The sequence below is a fragment of the Lentisphaerota bacterium genome (genome assembly GCA_016873675.1).
Classification (GTDB): domain Bacteria; phylum Verrucomicrobiota; class Kiritimatiellia; order RFP12; family JAAYNR01; genus VGWG01.
The window spans coordinates 1-19828 of record VGWG01000003.1; the positions used below are offsets into that span (position 1 = coordinate 1).

Annotated in this window: 17 protein-coding genes; 2 read left to right on the forward strand and 15 right to left on the reverse strand. The window is 63.1% G+C overall.

From position 1 onward, the window contains the following. Positions 1-337: 337 nt before the first annotated feature. The 15 genes from carA to FJ222_00775 form a co-directional block, all read right to left on the reverse strand. Complete coding sequence (gene carA, locus FJ222_00705) at positions 338-1507, reverse strand: glutamine-hydrolyzing carbamoyl-phosphate synthase small subunit (protein MBM4162959.1); 1170 nt, start codon at positions 1505-1507, stop codon at positions 338-340. An 18-nt stretch (positions 1508-1525) separates the two neighbouring features. Further along, entirely contained in the window at positions 1526-4816 is a 3291-nt protein-coding gene (gene carB, locus FJ222_00710; protein MBM4162960.1) for a carbamoyl-phosphate synthase large subunit, read from the reverse strand. Between the two features lie 41 nt (positions 4817-4857). Next, positions 4858-5484, reverse strand: coding sequence for a hypothetical protein (locus tag FJ222_00715; protein ID MBM4162961.1), 627 nt, complete (start codon positions 5482-5484; stop codon positions 4858-4860). Continuing rightward, positions 5481-5855 carry a hypothetical protein gene (locus FJ222_00720; protein ID MBM4162962.1) on the reverse strand — a complete coding sequence of 125 codons (375 nt, stop codon included), beginning with the start codon at positions 5853-5855 and terminating at the stop codon, positions 5481-5483. Before FJ222_00720 ends, FJ222_00715 begins: the two co-directional genes overlap by 4 nt. 137 nt (positions 5856-5992) lie before the next feature. After that, positions 5993-7270, reverse strand: a complete 1278-nt coding sequence (locus tag FJ222_00725; protein MBM4162963.1) for an SAM-dependent methyltransferase — start codon at positions 7268-7270, stop codon at positions 5993-5995. Beyond that, positions 7188-8408: an adenosine deaminase family protein gene (locus FJ222_00730; protein MBM4162964.1), complete on the reverse strand. Its 1221-nt coding sequence runs from the start codon at positions 8406-8408 to the stop codon at positions 7188-7190. Before FJ222_00730 ends, FJ222_00725 begins: the two co-directional genes overlap by 83 nt. Positions 8409-8519: 111 nt before the next feature. Then, a complete protein-coding gene (locus FJ222_00735) occupies positions 8520-9410 on the reverse strand; it encodes a hypothetical protein (GenBank protein MBM4162965.1) in 891 nt (296 codons plus the stop codon). 123 nt (positions 9411-9533) lie between these two features. Then, entirely contained in the window at positions 9534-10976 is a 1443-nt protein-coding gene (locus tag FJ222_00740) for a B12-binding domain-containing radical SAM protein (protein MBM4162966.1), read from the reverse strand. Positions 10977-10992: 16 nt separating this feature from the next. Further along, positions 10993-11742, reverse strand: a complete 750-nt coding sequence (locus FJ222_00745; GenBank protein ID MBM4162967.1) for a hypothetical protein — start codon at positions 11740-11742, stop codon at positions 10993-10995. Positions 11743-11764: 22 nt separating this feature from the next. After that, positions 11765-12505: a hypothetical protein gene (locus FJ222_00750; protein MBM4162968.1), complete on the reverse strand. Its 741-nt coding sequence runs from the start codon at positions 12503-12505 to the stop codon at positions 11765-11767. Next, positions 12502-13665 (reverse strand): hypothetical protein, encoded by a 1164-nt coding sequence (locus FJ222_00755; GenBank protein ID MBM4162969.1) that lies wholly within the window; start codon positions 13663-13665, stop codon positions 12502-12504. The genes FJ222_00750 and FJ222_00755 overlap by 4 nt, the downstream gene beginning before the upstream one ends. Positions 13666-13722: 57 nt before the next feature. Then, entirely contained in the window at positions 13723-14097 is a 375-nt protein-coding gene (locus FJ222_00760; GenBank protein MBM4162970.1) for a helix-turn-helix domain-containing protein, read from the reverse strand. Beyond that, complete coding sequence (locus tag FJ222_00765) at positions 14078-14698, reverse strand: hypothetical protein (GenBank protein ID MBM4162971.1); 621 nt, start codon at positions 14696-14698, stop codon at positions 14078-14080. Before FJ222_00765 ends, FJ222_00760 begins: the two co-directional genes overlap by 20 nt. A gap of 382 nt (positions 14699-15080) precedes the next feature. After that, on the reverse strand, positions 15081-16247 hold the full coding sequence (locus FJ222_00770; protein MBM4162972.1) for a radical SAM protein: 1167 nt from the start codon (positions 16245-16247) through the stop codon (positions 15081-15083). 1 nt (position 16248) lies between these two features. Next, positions 16249-16950: a hypothetical protein gene (locus tag FJ222_00775; GenBank protein MBM4162973.1), complete on the reverse strand. Its 702-nt coding sequence runs from the start codon at positions 16948-16950 to the stop codon at positions 16249-16251. 437 nt (positions 16951-17387) lie between these two features. On the opposite strand from FJ222_00775, the gene FJ222_00780 reads away from it, so the two are divergent. Together FJ222_00780 and FJ222_00785 are read left to right on the forward strand one after the other, a co-directional pair. Further along, entirely contained in the window at positions 17388-18830 is a 1443-nt protein-coding gene (locus FJ222_00780) for a hypothetical protein (protein ID MBM4162974.1), read from the forward strand. Then, positions 18830-19816, forward strand: coding sequence for a hypothetical protein (locus tag FJ222_00785; protein ID MBM4162975.1), 987 nt, complete (start codon positions 18830-18832; stop codon positions 19814-19816). The genes FJ222_00780 and FJ222_00785 overlap by 1 nt, the downstream gene beginning before the upstream one ends. The last annotated feature ends 12 nt before the right edge of the window (positions 19817-19828 follow it).

The following is a 19828-nucleotide window of genomic DNA, read 5'->3' on the forward strand; positions in this document are numbered from 1 at the left end:
TTTACCGCCCCGTGGGTGAGGCTGATTAATTGGGGGGTAAACTGGAGCGACGTCAGGAGGCGGAAATGGGCATTATCTGGGCATTTTTCGTGATCTGCGGCGCGGCAGGGACGCCGCGCCCTACCTCGCGCTTCGCGCAGTCTTACCCGGTTACTCTTACTCGGCTACCCCCACACCTTCGAGTAAGCGTTGCGGTTAAGGGTAAGCGAGTAAGGGTACCCGCCAGCCAGTAGCCCGTGCAACACTGGCTACTGGCTGGCGGGGGGGCGTTTGCACGAAAGGAGTCAGAATAATTATAAATCGCTGACGTGCTGTTTCTTTGGCCGCCGCCAATGGGTCAGTGCGCCGCGCGCCCAGAGACGGTAATCAAACGCCTGAACTGGTTGAACAGCGGTGCCGCATCGTGGGGGCCGGGGCACGCCTCGGGGTGGTACTGCACCGAGAATGCGGGGAAGTCCTTGCATCGTATCCCCTCGACCGTCTGGTCGTTGAGGTTGATGTGGGTCACGTCGACACGGGCGGCGTCGAGCGTCTCGGCGGCGACCGCAAAGTTGTGATTCTGCGAGGTTATCGCCACGCTCCCGGTCGCCAGATCCATCACCGGATGGTTGCATCCGTGGTGGCCAAATTTCAGGCGGTAGGTCCGTCCGCCCAACGCCAGACCGAGCAGTTGGTGCCCCAGGCAGATGCCCATCACCGGAACCTGTCCCAGCAGCTCCCGGATGGCGGCCACTGCATAGGGCAGCGCCGCAGGATCGGCGGGTCCGTTGGAAAGCAGGACGCCATCCGGCTTCAGCTCCAGCACGCGGGCTGCGGGGGTCTTTGCCGGCACCACCGTCACCTGCATCCCCTGCCGCCGCAAGCCGCGCAGGATGTTCCATTTGATGCCGAAATCATACGCCACGATCTTGAGATCGGCGGGCGGCAGGCTGGCAGCCATTCCCCACGAACAGGTTTCGCGGCCATCGGCGTCCCAGGCGTAGGGTTCGGCGCACGAAACCCGCGCCGCGTAATCCTGGCCATCCAGGCCCTCCCACGCGCGGGCCTGCGCCACGCCATCCGCCTCGCCCACGGTGCCCGTCACACACATAAAGCCTTTCATCGTCCCCTGGTCGCGCAGGAGGCGCGTCAGCCGCCGCGTGTCGATCCCCGCGAGCGCGGGCACACCCGCGTCCTCCAGCGCCCGTCCGAGTTCCGACTCGCTCCGCCAATTGCTCGCCGCGTTGCAGGCTTGCATCACCAAGCCGCTCGCGTGGATCCGCAACGACTCCCGGTCGGCCGCATTGAGGCCGACGTTGCCGATCTCGGGACAGGTAAACGTCACGAACTGCCCCGCATACGAGGGGTCGCTGATGATCTCTTGATAGCCCGTCAGGCCGGTGTTGAACACCACCTCGCCGACCCGGTCAACCGGAGCGCCGACCGACCAGCCGCGCAAGATTGTGCCATCCTCCAGCGCAAGATACGCCCGCTTGTGCCGTTGCTCTGCCCAGTTAAATGCTGCCATGTCCAAGAACCCTTTCCCTTAGGCGCGCCGAGGCAGCCGCACCTGCGGCGACCGTTCATGGTATTCCTGAATCGAGCGCACCTTGACAGATCCGTGCGCCGTCTGATACGACTTCAGCCCCATGATCGACCACCTCAGGCCGTTGATCGTGGTCGTGATCGGTATGTTGCGCGTCACTGCGTGGGCGCGCATCTTCACCTCGTCCCACGCCTGTTCCGTGCCCACCGTGGGGGTGCTGATGATCCAGTTGATCTCATCGTTTTCAATCAAGTCGATCGCATTGGGGTGGCCGCGCGAGATGGGGAAGACCGCCCGGTCTCGAATGCCCGACTTCCACAGCGCGGTGCTGGTCCCGAGTGTCGCGTAGAGCGTAAAGCCGAGCTGCTTGAGCTTGCGCGCCAGCTCGACTGCAGCGTCTTTGTCCTCGTCGCGGACGCTCAGGAAGGCGCCACCGCCCTTGGGAAGCCGGTTGCCCGCCGCAATCTGGCTCTTCAGGTAGGCCAGCCCGCAGTTGCCGTCAATGCCCATCACCTCGCCCGTTGACTTCATCTCCGGCGAGAGCACCACGTCGATGCCGGGGAAGCGGGTGAAGGGGAACACGGCTTCCTTGACCGCGTAGTGCTGCGGGATGAATTCCTGGGTAAAGCCCATCTCGGCCAGCTTCTCCCCCACCATCACCAGCGCCGCCAGCTTGGCCAGCGGCACGCCCGTCGTCTTGCTGACAAAAGGAACGGTCCGCGACGCCCGCGGATTGACTTCGAGGATGTACACGTCCTCCCCTTGGACGGCGAACTGGATGTTCATCAGGCCTCTGACCTTCAGCGCCTCAGCCAGGGCGAACGTCTGCCTGCGGATGATCGCCTTGACCGTCTTGCTCAGGTTGGGTGCCGGAATGATGCACGCGCTGTCGCCCGAGTGGATGCCCGCGAGCTCGACGTGCTCCATGATCGCGCCGATCACGTGTGTCTCGCCGTCGGAAATGCAGTCGACGTCCACCTCGCACGCGTTGGCCAAGAAACGGTCAATCAACACGGGGCGGTCTTCCGACACCTCGATCGCATCGCGCATGTAGGTCCGGAGCGTCTCGCGGTCAAAGACGATCACCATCGCCCGGCCGCCCAGCACGAAGCTCGGACGCATCAGCACCGGGAAGCCGATGCGCGCGGCGACCGACTCGGCCTCGTCGACGCCGGTCGCCAGTCCGTTCTCGGGCTGGCGCAGCCCCAGACGCTGCGCCATCTCCTGAAACTGCTTACGGTCTTCGGCCTGCTCGATGCTGTGCGGGCTGGTGCCGATGATCGTCACGCCGTTGGCTTCGAGCGCCCGCGCGAGGTTCAACGGCGTCTGCCCCCCGAACTGCACAATCACGCCCGCGCATCCCTCGTGGCGGTAGACGTGCAGCACATCCTCGAGCGTCAGCGGCTCGAAATAGAGCTTGTCGCTGGTGTCGTAGTCGGTGCTGACGGTTTCCGGGTTGCTATTCACCATGACGGTCTCAAATCCGGCGTCGCGCAGGGCGAAGCAGGCGTGGACGCAGCAGTAGTCAAACTCAATCCCCTGGCCGATGCGGTTGGGACCACCGCCGATGATCATGATCTTCGGGCGCGCCGGGCCTGACCGAGCCGCAGGCAGGGCCTCGGGCGGACCGCCTGAACCGTAGGTTGAATAATAGTACGGGGTCAGGGCGGCGAACTCTGCCGCGCAGGTATCCACCAGCCCATAGACGGGAACAATGCCGAGCCGTTGCCGCGCGGCGCGGACGGCGTCTTCGGTCTCCTTCAGGATCCAGGCAATCTGCCGGTCGGAGAAGCCGAACTCCTTGGCCTGCATGAACCGGTCGGCGTCGTGCTCCAGCCCCGCGAGCGAGCCAGCCGCGCGGATCTCGTCCTCGTAGGCCGCCAGCTCCTCCAGATGGCGGAGGAACCACGGATCGATCTTGCAGATGCTGTGAATGCGCGCGACGCTCCAGCTGCGGCGGAAGGCGGCTCGGACGTCGAACAGCCGGTTGCCATGCGGCGTGCGCATGGCGGCCTCCAGCGCCGCGTCGTCGCGGGCTTCGAAGCAACCGTCCTTGCCGTCAGCCCCGAACCCGGCCCGGCCGGTCTCCAGCGAACGCAGCGCCTTCTGCAGGCTCTGCTTGAACGTGCGCCCGATGCTCATGGCTTCGCCGACCGACTTCATCTGCGTGCCAAGCACGGGGTCGGCACTGGGGAATTTTTCAAAGGCGAATCGCGGAATCTTGGTCACCACGTAGTCGATCGACGGTTCAAAACAGGCTGGCGTCTGGCGGGTGATGTCGTTGCGCAGCTCGTCCAGCGTATACCCCACGGCCAGCTTGGCCGCGATCTTCGCGATCGGGAAGCCCGTCGCCTTGGAGGCCAGCGCGCTCGAGCGCGAGACACGCGGGTTCATCTCGATCACCACCATCCGCCCATTGGCCGGGTTCAGCGCAAACTGGACGTTCGACCCGCCCGTCTCCACGCCGATCACCCGCATCACGGCGAGCGCCGCGTCGCGCATGCTCTGGTATTCGCGGTCGGTCAGCGTCTGCGCCGGGGCGACGGTGATCGAATCGCCTGTGTGCACGCCCATCGGATCGAGGTTCTCGATCGAGCAGACGATCACGCAGTTGTCCTTCCGATCACGCATGACCTCCAGCTCAAATTCCTTCCAGCCCTCGATCGATTCCTCAACCAGCACCTCGTGGGTTGGACTCAGAAACAGGCCCTGCTGAACAATCCGCTCGAATGAGGCCTCGTCGCGCGCGATGCCGCCACCCGCGCCGCCCAGGGTGAAACCCGGGCGGATGACCAGCGGATACCCCAGTGTGTCACGGACCTTGCGCGCCTCGTCGATCGTGCGCGCCGATCCGCTGCGTGGCATATCCAGACCGATCTTCAGCATCGCCTCCTTGAACAGCGAGCGGTCTTCGGCCCGTTCAATCACCTCTGCGGTGGCGCCGATCATCTCAACGCCGTATTTCTCAAGAACGCCCGCCTTGTCCAGTGCCATCGCCAGATTCAGCGCGGTCTGACCGCCCACGGTCGGCAGGAGGGCGTCGGGCCGCTCGCGGCGGATCACGGCGGCGAGGAAGTCGGCGCTCAACGGCTCGATGTAGGTGCGGTCGGCGAATTCGGGGTCGGTCATGATCGTCGCCGGGTTGCTGTTCACGAGCACCACCTCGTATCCCTCCTCGCGAAGGGATTTGCAGGCCTGCACCCCCGAGTAGTCAAACTCGCAAGCCTGTCCGATTACGATCGGGCCCGAGCCGATCAGCATCACCTTGTGAATATCTGTTCTTTTTGGCATCGCCTGCGTCCTTCATTTCATCGTGCGTATTTCAAATGGTTTCACGGGGCGGGGCATGAGGCCCGGTCCGTCAGTCCGGCCATCACCGTCTCGGCCAGGGCGTCACAGACAAACGGCAGATTCCGGATGATCGCGGCATGTCCTTCCGCATTGGCCAGATCGCTCACACCCTTCACGAGGTGGCACGCCGCGCCACGTTCCCGGCAGAGGCTGACGACCGCAAATCCCTCCATGTCCACCAGCTCCGCAACTGTGGCGAGCGCCTGCCGCCGTCTGGCATCGAAGACCGGCTCGCCGACCGTCGCGAGACGCGCCCGCTGCAAGCCCATCCAGGGACCCGTGGGCAGGCTCACCCCGGCGGTGGTCGTGCCCGCCAGCCATGCGTCGCCATCCAGCGCCTCGCTCACGGAAAACAGCGCGCCCGGCTCGCCACCGCCCAAGGAACCGCAAATGCCCGTGTTGATGACTCGGTCCGCATCCGGCTGGTCGAGCGCATACGCCGCCGCCCGCCGCGCTGCGGCGGCGCCCATGCCGCTGACGACAATGAGCCCGCCACCGGCCAATGCGAAGCGCCACGTGTCGAAGGGCCGCGCGGGAATGGGTTCGGCCGCCAGTCGCTCCAGCAACGGGCGGGCTTCCAGGTGGGTGGCAAGGAGCACGGCAATCATGGTGATGTCTGTTCGGCGTCATCGGCCGATTTGGCTTTGAAACGGAGGCACAGATCGGTCGCCTGGGTTTCTCGGTTCGTGATCCCGCACCGCTGGCTGAACGGATTGACCACAAAATGCGCGCACCACCCGCAGCATGTGCGGCGTTCGTCGTCGGCAAAGATATTCAGCAGAGACGGCTTATCCGCCGCCGTGAATACCTTCGGCCGCTCGGCGGCGGCGGCAAAAGGCGCGGCGTCGGCATAGCGATGACCGCACGCCGTGCAGACCACCTCCTCGCCGACCCGCTGAAAACCCTCGTAAACCGGCTCGATCCGCGCCCACGCGGTCTGTCCGCACGCCGTACATTCGATTTCGCGAGAACTGCCCATAACGGCCGATAGCTTAGCCTATTATCGCCGCTTCGCGCAATTCGCAATCTTGAACGATACGTCGCACCCGGCAGCGAACCGTGTCGCGCTTCGTGCTCTTCCCGTCCACCAACCGCTCAGGCCGACTCGCTCGGACGTTAGAGAAACCGACTGATCGACTCCCCCAGCCGCTGCTCCAGCCACGGCGTCACCTTCCACAGGTCGCGCAGCGCGCGATATTCCGCAACGGCGTCGCCCTGACCGGGCGCCACGCCGTATTCGGCTCGAATCAGGAGGTTCTTGGCGGTCGCGTCGTGCGTGACGAATTCGACGATCTTCACACGATAGCCCAGGATGCGAAGCATTTGCGCGCGGAAAGTGTCGGTGAGCAGGTCGGCCAGCCGTTCGCGCAAAATGCCGTGCCGCAACATCGCCTTCATGGCTCCGCCCCCCGACAGCCCTTTGTTGAGTTCATGCTGGCAGCACGGCGCGCAGAGAATCCGGGGGCATTTCCACTCGACCGCGCGGGCCAGCGCCTCGTCGGTCGCCGTGTCACAGGCGTGCAGGCTGATCGTCAGGTTGGGCCGTACGTCCAGCGTGCTGTCGGCGAGTTCCCCCGCGACAAAGCGCACATCCTCATTCACGCCGAGATCGGCCGCCAGCCGTCGCGCGGCGGTGATCAACTCGACATTGCGATCAATGCCGCGCACCTTGACGGAGCGCTTCCGCGCGTGCGTCAGATAACAATAGGCTGCAAACGTGATGTAGGCCTTGCCGCACCCGCAATCGGCGATGATGATCTCGTCCTCGGACCCTTTCCCGTCCGCGTCCCCGACCGTCGTGTCCAGAATCCGAAGGAACGCATTGACCTGATCGTATTTGCCCCGCATCGACGCCTTGATCCGGCCATCGGCATCGGCAATGCCCAGCGCTTTCAGCAGCGGCGCGGAATCAAAGTCGGTCAGCGGCTGTTGCTTGACCCGGTCGTGCGGCAGCGCCTCTTCGGCCTCGCGCGCCAGCGGCTTGCTGCGGGAGACCAGCTCCCGTCCCTTGTGCGTCACGCGGATATGGAGGTCGGCCGAGGCCGTCTGCACGTGCAGCTCGCGCGCGCCCGGCTGGCGGATGACCTCCTCGATGGCGGCGCGCGCGTCGGCGGCGTCCAGATTGGTGACGGTGATCCGGCCCGCCTCGCCCGTTTCGGCCTGCAGCACCCGCCCGGTCTTCAGCTCGACCGGCCGGAAACTCACGCGCGACAGGCGCCCGCCGTAACGCGCGACCTGCGTCAGCCGCATAAAACCCGGCTCGTCAAACACGCGGCTACGCACCTCGTCTGCCAGCACCGCGCTCAATCCATCACTCGCTCCCATGTCCGCTCCCTTGCGCCAGCCGTTCGAACCGGGCGGCCGCCTGCGCCACAAACGCCCGTTTTTCCACATACGATCCGGGAAAGAACGCCCCTTTGAATCCGGCGAGCACCAACTGTTTCACGCCCGCAATGTCGAGTTTGCAGCAATCCGCCACGCGGCACAGTTCCGCCGTCACCGTCGTGTGCGAGACCAGCCGGTTGTCGGTCGCCACGGCCACCGGAAGCTGCCGTTCGATCATCCGGCGCACCGGGTGGTTGGCCAAATCGCCACCCAGCTCAGGCATGGTCTGCAGGTTGCTCGTCGGGCAGACCTCGATCGTGATGCGCCGCGTGGCGATGTATTCGACCAGCGCGTTGACATACCCCTCGCGGTCGGCGATGGCGGCGCTGGCGATCCGGTCCGGGGCAAAAAGCCAGGTGCCGTGCCCGATTCGCTCGGCATGGCAGAGAGTGATCGCCTCATAGATCGATTCGGGGCCGTACGCCTCGCCCGCATGAACGGTCTTGCGCAGAAACCGGCTGTGCGCCTCCTGATAGGCGGCAGCGTGGTGCCCGGCGCGGTAGCCGGCCTCTTCACCCGCGAGGTCAAAACCCACAACGGGGAGGCCGTCGCGGTCGCGGCTAGCCACGGCCACCCGCGCCATCTCCTGGGACGCCAGGGCCACGATCTGCTTGTGCGGCATGCTGGGAAAGGCATCGAGCAGGGCGTCGTAATAGCCGCTCATCCCCCGCTGAAAATTGCGCATCGCGCAGCAAATGATGCCCGATACGAACGGCATGTCCGCGCCGGAAGCCACAGCCACGCTGGCGCGGAAGTGACGCGCCGCCCGCGACAGCCCCGCCGCCACAGCCTGCAACACCCCGCCCAATTCACAGCCGCGCGTGACGAGCAACTGGGGCGCCAGCCGGACCTCCATGTAGCGCACCCCATCGGTGATCGCATCTTGCGCCAGCTCATACGCCACCCGCTCAAGGGCCTCGCCATCCCGCATCACGGCGCAGGTATACTGAAACCCCTGCAAATAATCGGCCAAGTCACGGTAAACCGGCTTGAACACCAGCTCCCGCAAGCCCGCTGGCGACTGAGAGGGAAGCGCAACGCCCCGTTCCCGCGCCAGCTCGATCAACGTCTCCAGACGCAACGATCCGTCCAGATGGACATGAATGTCGCTCTTCGGCGCCCGCGTGATCAGTTCGTGTAACGTCATGTGTAGAGAGTATACAATGCCCGCCTCTCGGCCGCCAGTAATTCTAATTTTGGTAATTCTAATTTTGGTCGTCGATATCGGTAGCCAAATCGGCGTCTAGCGTGGCGTTTGTTAGCACGATGCCTGTTCTTCTTGCTTCCCCGCGTCGCGCGGATATTCGCGAAACCCGACAGCCCACCCCTTATCCTGCCAAAAGTGCTTTTCATATGCCGCATACCAATCGCGCGCCAGATCGGGCCAGAGCTCCGGCGCGAAAATCAGCGTGTGCGAATTGCCGGTGCCGCGGCTGCATTCAAAAACCTGGCCGGTGCGGTAATCAGCCACGTAGGGCGGCAACCCGTGTGAGTCGAGCATGGGACCGGTAAAGGCACGCCGTTCGCGGTTCACGAAGTCGCGCACGTCCAGATCGAGCAGCGCCGCCGCCCGCTGGATGCAAGCCACGGCGCAAATGACGTCGATCGGATAGCACTCGCCCGGGTAATCCTCGATCAGGCCCGTGGGCGATGCGTCGAGCGTGGCGCGCAGCGTCTGGACCTGGTCGCGCAGCAGGGGCAGGTGTTGGCGGTCACCGGTGAGGCGGGTGTAGCTGGTGACACCGGCGATCAGCAACGACCGGAAGAAGCAGTTCTGGTTGTGCAGATAGTCATCGCCCCAGTGCTGCCGCACCCAGGTGTGATGCACCGGATCGAGGATCACGGCTATCGCCGCATCAATCGCCGGCCGCGCATAGACCGCCGGCGCCGGACCGCGACGGGCCGGGTTCTGCTTCTCCCAATCGGCCTGCAGCGCTTCCGTCGCCCACAGATAGAAGACCGAACCGAAGATCGGCCATTCCGTCCGCGGCACATCGTGCAGCGGTAGATGCCCGGCGCGACCCGAAGCGATCCGTTCGCGCGCCCACGCCGTGAAGCGCGGCGCCAGCGTGCGATGCAACAGCCAGGCCTGCTGCGGAATCCCCGGATCGCGCAAGGCCGGATCGCACAGGTTGACGCAGACGATCACCCGGGCACCAGAAAGAAATAGAACGCCCCCGCCGCCAGCGCCCCCGCATACACCTGCCGAACCCGCCGCCACCATTCATCTCGGCTCGACGCATCATTCATGTTTCTTTCCTTCCCAATTAGACTACGTTGTCATACGTTGGCCGGATAGGCGCGGCGCTACGCGCCCGCCGTGTGCATCATCCTGCCGGTCCCGTAGCAACCGACCTACTGGCTGCTCGGGTTCGCCGCCATAGGCGACCCACTTGGCCAAGCGCGCCACATTACGCATCCCCACCAGATGTCCCAGCATGGAAGCCGGGCGGCCAAATTTCCGGTAGAGGAGATTGAATTCCAAATATGCCCGCACCTGGGCCGTCGCGGTTGGCCAACGACGTGCGATCCCTTCCCAGGAGTAGAACCGGCGGTACATCCACCGATGCCCCTGCTCCAGGTCTGTCGCCGACATGCGCGCCGGGCGAAAAACGGCGTGTGCCGTGTTGTAGTGTTCGTAATCGCGATCAATAATACGTCCTTCGGATGCCAATTGCGTGTGCAGCACGGTCCCCGGATATGGAGTGAGGATGTGCGCCGTCATGGAGGAGACGCGATTGCGCAACAACCAGTTCAACGTGTCGGGAAAGACATCCGGCGTGTCCTCATCAAAACCAAACACCATGCTGGCGTTGACCAACATGCCGCGCGCATGAATCCGGGCAATGGTGGCGTCATACTCCTCCGGCCGGTTTTGACCCTTTCCGCACCCCTGCAGGGCGGCGCGGCGCACGGTTTCAAAACCAATGAACAGACTCTTGCAGCCACTGGCCGCCATTTCGTCGAGCAAGTCCTCGTGTCGGCCAATGTCCGCCGAGACCGCTGTGTGCCACGTCAGATTCAGCGGCCGCAGCGCAGCTACTAATTCTCGTGTCTGTGCTGGATTTCCCAGAAAGTTGTCGTCAATGAACATCACATGTCGCGTGCCCAGACTCTCGATCTCGCGCAGCACATGGCTGACGGGTTTCATGCGATACCGTGCGTCAATATTGGGAGAGCTGTTATAGCAGAAAGAACAACGCCACGGACAACCGCGCCCGGCTGTCAGCGTATTGGTAAACAGGTAACGTTGGGCATCGAGCAGTTCCCATCGTGGCACAGGGGAATCGGCCGGATCGACCAGTCGTGTGTTGCGATAGCATCGCTGCAGACACCCGGCCTCGACATGTTGCAGCAGTTCCGGCCATAAATACTCGGCTTCGCCAATCACCACGGCATCACAGTGCAGCAGGCAATCCTCCGGACAGGCTGTTGGATGAATGCCACCCATCACAACCGGGATGCCACGCCGCCGGTAGTCGGCCGCGATACGTGAAGCTCGAAGAAACGTATCGGCCTTGACCGTGATGCCAACCAAATCCGGCGTATCACTCCAATCCAGCGGCTGCACGTTCTCGTCCACCACTGTTACCCGATGCCGGTGGGGGGTCAGCGCGCCCAGCACCAGCAGGGCCAGCGGCGGTGCCATATGCGTCTTCCAGTCCGAATCCATCGGACGCCGCGTCACGGCCGGCGAGATCAGTTTGATCCACATGGTTGTGTTTTCCTCACTATCGTGGCGCGCCCAGGGCTCCGAGCCACGGACACATCACCTGAAACCAGAGATGCTCGAAGAAGTTGCTGGAAAAGGCGGCCGGATTCCAGAACGTGATCGCCAGATCCGGGCGTTGCACAAATGGACTCAGCAGCCAGGCGCACTGCGTGCCGACCAATCCCGTGGTCAGCACCCACGCCACCAGCACCCGCCACGCCACGCCGCAGTTCGGGGTCAGCGCGCGCAGCAGGCGGAACAAGCGCGCGTAGCCGACCACCCCGGCACACCCGACACTGATCACCAGCGCTGACAACAACACGCGATACGCCGCCAGGCCTCCGGACGCCTCCGGTCGCGGCGCCTGCGTGACCAGATAGGCCACCACCGGCGACAGCGACGCCAGCAGAACGGCGGTGATGGACATCGCCCCCAAGACACACCGACGCAACTGCCGCACCGAGAGACCGCCGCCCAACAGCCAATTCAGCATGGTATTTGCCGCCACGCTCAGCCAGACCACGGCGTGCAGCATCAGCGGCATCTTGATGGCTCCGTACAGCGCCTGCCAGGGCGATCGCCAGCAGCCAAATGCCGCGCCAAACGCCGCCATGCCGAGAACAATCAGCAGGCTCCAGCCGAGGGAGAACAGCTCCGTGCTACGGTCTTCGCGCAACGCATCGACCAACGATTTCTCCATGCGGCACAGCCGCACGGGATCCATGGCCCTGCGTAGACCTCCGCTGGCACCGTTGCTTGGTCCGCACATCTGCGCTGCTCCTTTGCGTCTCCTAATTAAACCAGGCATGCAGGAAGAAATCCCGCGGCGCAAAATCCCATCCCTCAAAGGGTCCCATCAGCGGCCGCAAGGTGGTCGTCATCTGGAGACACACGACGACAAAGATGATGCACCAGACCGGGAGCGCCTGCATGAACGTGCCGTTTAAATCGACCAGCCAACCGCCCAGTCGCCGTAGCGCAAACACGCACGAGATCAGCCAAAGCAGAACATGCATTCCGCCCATAAAGCCGGCGGAATGCGTGGACTGCGTGAAGATCCACGCGACCGGCGCAAAGCCCGCCATCAAAACCACCAGCAGAGCCAGCGAAGCAGCCAGCAACCCGGTCAGATCGCGCGCCGACTGCCGGCCGCCGGACAGGCAGAGCAGAATGTAAAGACTGGGCCAGCAGATTACAGCGGACGCCAGCAAACCGCCTGCCAGTTTCACCGGCACAATCGCGATCTGCATGTCACCCGGAAACAGCCCCACGACTACGCCGTAGGCCGCCATGCCCAGAAGCCCCATGACGGTGAGTTGCCGCGTCAGGTATCCGCTGTCGGCGCCGGTCAAACCCGCCGCCAGGCGGTCGGGTTGCTTGAGCAACGCATCCAGAATCGCGCCCCAACCGCGTATCGGACGACGGTCAACAACACGGACCGGAAACCCTAGAAGCGGCGGCGGAAGTTGCTGATCGAGAACATCTTCTGCGCCGATGCTGTTGTCTTTGACAGGATCTTGTTCTGTACTCATGATGGATCTCCTTTGCATTGCGGCCGCCACAGGCCAAAGACCATGGCCACGGCTGCACACTCCCAACCAAACGGGCCATACCCGGCAAATCCCAGCAACGGCATCTCGAAGACGTAGAAGCGACCGACATACGGCACGTCATAGACCCAGCGCGCCAAGCTGTACATGTTCCACATCTCCCAAAAACCTCCGCAGATCACCGCCGCCAGAGAAAGACGCACGAGCGTGCGCCAGTCGCCGCGTCCCAGATCATCAAACAGCGTCTCCTGACCCGCCGCCGCCAACAACCCGCACAGCACGGCCAGCGGGGCCAGCCAGAGCAGTGGAAAGAGCACATTCGGAAACACGGGCAGGAGAAAGAGTCCGGCAGCCCCTGCCAGCGCAAATCCTGCGCCAGCCAGCCGCGGACGCGCAAACCGAATGCGGCCCCAATCCTCCAGTCCGGCGGTCAGACGCGGCATCGTGGCCAGCCAGTCGTGCGTGCCCAGCACCGCCGGCAGCACCGTGGTGAAGGAAAGCGTGGCCATGAGCGCATACTCGAACGGCGAGAAACGTTCCACGTTCTGATAGAACCAGTTCTGCACGCTGCGATTGAGAAACTCGAATCCCCACCAGAAAACCGCACTGCAGGCCGCCAATCCCGCGAGCGCGGCAGGCCGGCGCGTGAGCCAGCACGCACCCGCGCGGCGTTGCGTCAGCCCCAGAATCGTCACAATGTACCCCATCCAAAGGAACACGTAGGTGTGGCGCTGGATCGGCGCGAGCGCCGGAATGCGAGTCCACGCAACCCCCCACGCCATCAGCATCCAGCCGAGTCCCGCCCAGCCCCATGCGGGCATTCCAAACCGGTCCGCAAAGCGGCCGTGGCGCGTTCCGATCGCGCATGACAGGGGGTCGGCGCGCATCACACGCCACACTACCGGCAGAACCACCGCCACAATCGCCAGCGCCAGACCCACCCAAACCCACCCCACAAACGGCGCATGCTGCACGATCACCCGCTGCGGCGGGAATTCGAGCCAGACCGATGCCGGCAGTCCGACCCAGCGACCACCGGCTACCGGCAGCGCCACGATCAGCGCCAGCGCCAGCACGGCCACCGACAGGCGGCGCGCACGCCCGTCCATATTGGCAGAGTACTTTGCATGACAGAGTTTCATGACGTCACCTTGTCTTTCTTATTCCTATCGCCTGAAACCTGACACCTGGTCAACGCGCTACGCCCGCACCGGCGCTGCCAGCGTCGTGCGCGCTGGCGCGTTTGCTCGCCGGGCCGCCCGGCGGGCCTCCTGCAACACCGACTCCAGTGTCTCCAGATACTGGTGAAAGCGCGTCAGGCCTCCTCGCGTCAGCACAATCGTGGTGCGCGGCTTATCATTCACAAAAGCCTTTTGCACGCGAACGATCCCCGCCTCCTCCAGTGTCTTGAGATGGCGGTTGAGATTGCCGTCGGTCAAGCGGCAGGTGTCGCGCAGTTCCGTAAAGGCGAGTCCGTTGCGGGCCGTGCAGAGCGCCGATAAAATCGCGAGGCGCTTCGGCTCGTGAAACAGGCGCTCCAAGGCACCGGCCGGGTCATGCAGGGAATCCGTCATCTGCGGCCTCCTTTTCGTCGTTGCCACCCCGCAACGCCAGTCCGCCAGCCACTTCGCCCACCCCAAAGACCAGGCCCATGGGGCGGGGGTCGGTAAACTGCAGCCCGGGCATCATCAGGCAGACGGCGCCCGCGACCAGATAAAAGAACCCCACCAGATACACACCCACCGGCAGATTGCGGCGGTAGGCCAGGTGTACGAGTCCATAGCAGAGCATCCAGACGCCGGGAAGCAGGTCCATGGCGTCCACCCGCCAGAGCGCAATAGAAAGGGCTCCCCCGACACCCAGCGGCGGCAGCGACTCGAGCGCTGGCACCCATTCGGCCCGCCGTTGCCAGCGACCCGCCCGGCCCATCCAGAGCAGCAGCGCGCCGTAATTCACGCCGCCTGCAAGCACCAGCACCGCCGCCCACCCCGCCAGATGAACCAGCGGCGCGTCCGGCGGCGCGAAACGCCCCAATACGGCAGCGCCGATCAGGGCGACGCATCCGCCGATCATGCGCGCGCGGGACGAAAAACCACGGAACCGCAGACGGTCCTGCACGACCCCCTGCATCTCCCGCACCTGCGCCAGCGCCTCGTGTACACCCCTGTCCGCCATGCCAATTCCCCTTTCGACGAAACCAGATTAGCAAACGGCAAAGCGCTTTGCAACACAAAGTTTAACCGGCATAGATCAACGCAGGGGCCCCGGCGGCTTTCTCCCGCTCGCAGAAGATGCGAATCGGCTTGATGAAATCGGAATTGAATGTCATGGACGATTTGATTTCAACGGGCATCCATGAGCGCCCGTGCTGAACGATAAGATCGATTTCAAAACCCTTGTCGTCACGCAATGGGGTCTCTTCCTTTATGCGGGAACGGACAACCCATCCCCGGCGCAAATATCAAGTAGAATCTTAAAAATGCGCTTCACCCCGCTTATCATCAAGATAGACAGTCGGTAGGCCCGTCCCTATCGTTCCGCCCGATCAGACTTCGTGTTAATTCCTTTGTCTGCCCGCCGCGAGGATTGCATGATCTTCTGCCAGCGAGATAAGAGGAAATAGTTCGTTGTACTGCTTCTGGATGAACATCGGGGACTTCCGTCGAAATAGCCGCTCTGCCTGTCGATCTGCGATTCGCAGCGTAATCTGTTCATGTGCACAAAGGACCGGTGACACCTGGCCCAGAAGTCCGGTTGCCTGTCGATTGAGGCACCCGCAGAAATGATTGCAGCGTTCCCGTATGGCGCATGGGAGGCATGCTTCTTTCTCCGTCGTATTTTCCAAATACAGTCTTTGGCGGCGCACTTCATCCACACCGGTTCGTACGTCTCCGATGCACCACTCCGAATCCCCGCCGTCGCCCACAAACTGAACACAAGGGAAGATGCGCCCTGACGGCGCGATGGAAATCTGCCTACGCCCAAGTTCGCACCGTTCGTGCCGACAACTTCCCGGAAAGATGTGTCCGGCAATCTTCACATCAAATGGACTGAAATAGAACTTCTCTTCTCTGAGGGTCTGCGTCTCATACCAATCAGCCAATTCGCCGTATTGCCGTTCAAGTTCTTTGAGTGCGCGCCGCGACCATGGTGTGCCATAGTTCAGGGAGCAAATCAGGTACCTGAATCCGCAAGCGAAGAAAAATCGGACAGATTCAGCGTACCACGACACCGTCTCGGGGGTCGTCACTAACATGACCGGCGCGTACGGTTTATGTGCGAGCAGAAGGTCGATGACCGGGCGCAGTCTTTCAAAGGTTCCGTTGCCCGACGCATCGATTCGATGAACATCGTGTGCGGCCTGCACCCCATCATGACTAAGCGCCACGAATACACCTGCGGTCAGGGGATCGGTCAGAAACGTCTTGTCGAGCAGAGCGCCATTTGTCGTTAGTTTGAAATGGAACAACTGGCCGGTCCTTGCTTCGATATCCCGACAGTAACATATCGTCTCTCTAACAAGATCAGGACGCAACAACGGCTCGCCACCGAAGAATATAATCCCCAAGCTTTGCCCCTGCGACTGTTGCGCGCTGAGCCGCAGTGCGAGGTCAACTGCTGCTCGGGCCGTATCGGCCGTCATGGTGCCGCCCAGATGCGGTGCCGCGTAACAATACCGACAACGGAAGTTGCATTCCGACGTCAGATGGAGTGTGACGTGCAAATCAGATGACTCCCTGTCCTTTCAGCCATTTCACAAAATCCTGCACTTGTTCGCGCAGCTCCTTTTCGCCAATGTCCTTAGCGGCTTTCTGTCTTGCTTCCCAGAAAGAGCGCCGTTCAGTATCGGTTGCCTCTTTCTTTGGATAATCCATATTAGGAGCAGAGGCGGCCGGGTCATAGAACACGGCCACAATGGTCTTTCCTTTTGTGTGAGTTAATCCATTGGTTAGGACTTGCGCTGTGGTTTTGAAATCGAAACTCGACACCGAGCACATGCGCGTGTGATCCTTCCTTTCCCAGTCGGCGAAATCCTTCCGGGTTACGACCTGGTAAGCGACGTCGTGCTGTTTGTCGTACCCGTCCAACACAAGGTCACGCTTTTGCGCGTTCGGCTTCTGTTTTCTCTCTTTCGTATTTTCGTCCCTCTCATCCAAGAACCCGAATTGATCGGTTACCGGAACCATCATATCCTTCAGCGTGAGCGCGTCTGCGGAAAAATCAATCCCCGCCTTTCTGGCCTCATCCTGGACCACTTGCCGTGCTTCGTCTTCAGAGAGGAATACGGGGGGATTCACGGCGACACATCCGAAGCCACCCCGGCCTTCTCCGTGGATGAAAAGTGGCGCGACGCGAGGTGCGTCGACTGCCGCGTTCTTAGAGTCGCCAGCAACGGCCGGTTTCGATATAATCAGAGGGATGACCATGCTCAACACTCCCAGTACGAGGCGGTGCTGCCGCCAGCGTTCTGGAATCCATTGCAGTAGTTCCGGATGCTCCATCAGGTATTGACGTGTCGGATAACATGGAGTTGTATATCGTCGGACTATTCGCATTTTCATTGTTTTCCTTTCATAGGGCAACTCCTTAAGACGGTTGAGGGTCTTGCCTCCCGCGCAAAGCTGCGCCGACACAGGCACACATCATTTTCCAACATACGCCCTTTATTGTCTGCGCAGCGACATGCCGCACCCAAAACGAATACTGCAAGTATGGCACGTTCCAGCGAACTTGTATAGCCCTCAAAAAATCCGATTCGGCGGTGCACTTGGTTTTACGCATTACACTGGAATCCTAGAAGGTTTTACGCTATCATCATCTGCGTCTTCGCGTTGCGCCTGTACTGAATGTGCGCCCATTTGCCATGAACCATACCGTCATCGCCTGGCTCATTCCCGGCACGGCCGCGCTGCTCGGCGCGGCCGTTCTGGCGGGCTGGCTTGCGTTTGATCCGGCGACCGATCTGGTCGTGCATGTTCCCGGCATGGATGGCGAACCCGTTCAGGCTGGCCCGACGGCGTCCGGGGCCACGGTTCGCATCGGCGATCACTTCCGGGCTGGCGATGGCACCGCCGCCGATCTCCCCGGTTCGTGGCCGGGATTCCGCGGGGCCCGCACTGACAACCGGTGCGCCGATCCGGTGGCGCTGGCCGACCGCTGGGAGACCAACCAGCCGCCGATCCTGTGGCAGGTACAACTGGGCGAGGGCCACGCTGGCGCGGCCATCCATCGCGGCCGCGTCTATGTGCTGGATTATGACGAGACCGCGCGGCGTGATCTCTTGCGCTGCCTCTCTCTCGCGGACGGACGTGAACTCTGGCAGCGGGGGTATCCGGTGGAGGTTCCGCGCAACCACGGCTTTTCGCGTACCGTCCCGGCCGTAACCGACCGCCACGTCGTGACGCTCGGCCCCCGCTGCCATGTCATGTGCGTGGATGCCGTCACCGGCGACCTGCGGTGGGGGCTGGACCTGGTCGCGACGTTCGGCTCCAAAGTCCCCATGTGGCATGCCGGCCAATGTCCGCTGATTGTTGACGACACGGCCATCCTCGCGCCAGCCGGTCCCGAGACGCTGATGATGGGCGTGGATTGCGCGACGGGGCAGATCCGCTGGAAAACCCCCAACCCGGACGGTCTGGAGATGTCGCACGCCTCGATCATGCCTGCGGTAATCGGCGGCGAGCGCATGGTTGTCTATGCCGCGCTGGGCGGGATGGTCGGGGTCAGCGTCGAAGCTGGGCGGGAGGGCACGCTGCTGTGGTTTACACGGGACTGGGACCGCTCGGTAATCGCCCCCTCCCCGGTCATCCTGGAAGACGGCCGAATCTTCGTCACGGCGGGCTACGGCGGCGGCGGCATGATGCTCCAGGTGACGCGCGAGGGCGAGACGTTCCGCGTCGCCACGCTGCAGACCTTCAAGGCCAACCAGGGATTCGCCTCGGAGCAGCAAACCCCCGTTCAGATTGACGGACACCTGTTCGGGGTGCTGCCCAACGATGCGGGGCCGCTGCGCAATCAGCTCGTCTGCGTCAGCCCCGATGACGCGCGAACCTTCGTCTGGACGAGCGGACGCGATCGCCGGTTCGGCCTCGGCCCCTACCTCGCCGCCGATGGCAAGCTCTACGTGCTCGCCGATGACGGAATGCTCACCATGCTGCGCGCGACGGCCGAGGGCTACCACGAGCTGGGGCGGAAACACATTCTGACCGGTCACGACGCCTGGGGCCCCCTGGCGCTGGCCGGCGGGTTGCTGGTCTTGCGCGATTCCACCCGCATGGTGTGCGTGGATTTGCGCGGAGGGCACTAATGCACAAGGGAACGACGCTTCTTTTTCTGGCTGGCGTACTGGCGTGTGCGGGCATCGTGGCCAAGCGGGGCTGCGCGACAGTCCCGCGGGCTGGTGACCGGATGATCGAAGCCAAAATATCCGCCTACGACGCACAGATTGCCTCCTTGGCCGTGATCGACCCAGCCCTGATCCTCTACCGTGAGGCCCGTCCGCTGGTGCCTCCCGGACTCACGGTTCTGCGCGCGATCGCGGTGGGTCCCGACGACCGGATCTATGCCGGCGGCGGGAGCAATCTGGTCGTCCTGTCAGCACAGGGAGAAACCATCCGGAGCCAAACGTTCGACGGCGACATCTCCTGTCTGGCCGTGGACGCGAAGGGCCGAATGTATGTCGGACTCGGCACTGCCGTTCGCGCCTTTGACGCGGAGGGCCGCCCGACCGCAACCTTCGCCGGTATCGGATCGGATGCGATCATCACGTCCCTGGCGGCCGCCGACGACGATGTGTTTGTGGCAGATGCCCGGAGCCTGACCGTGCTGCGCTACGCGCCCGACGGCGTTCTCAAGAACACGATCACCGGTCGGCACGGTCACCCGGAGGAGCGCGGTTTCATTGTGCCGAGCCCCAGCTTCGACCTCATGCTCGGTCAGGGGGAAACCCTGTGGATCGTCAATCCCGGCCGACACCGGCTGGAGGACTACGCCTTTACCGGCGAGCGAATCGCCGTCTGGCCGGAGCGCCCCGGGATGGGAATTGAGAATTTCTCCGGCTGCTGCAACCCGGCCCATGTCGCCCGCCTCGCCGACGGCTCGGTCGTGACCAGCGAGAAGGGGCTCTCCCGTGTGAAGGTGTACGCGAAGCGCGGCGGCTTCACGGGCGTGGTCGCCGCCCCGGACCACTTCGACAGCGCCGCCGCAGGCTTGGACCTGACCGTGGATTCCAACGACCGGATTTTGGTGTGTGACACCGACCGCCTGCAGATCCGCGTGTTTGAGCTGAAATAAGGGGGGAACGCC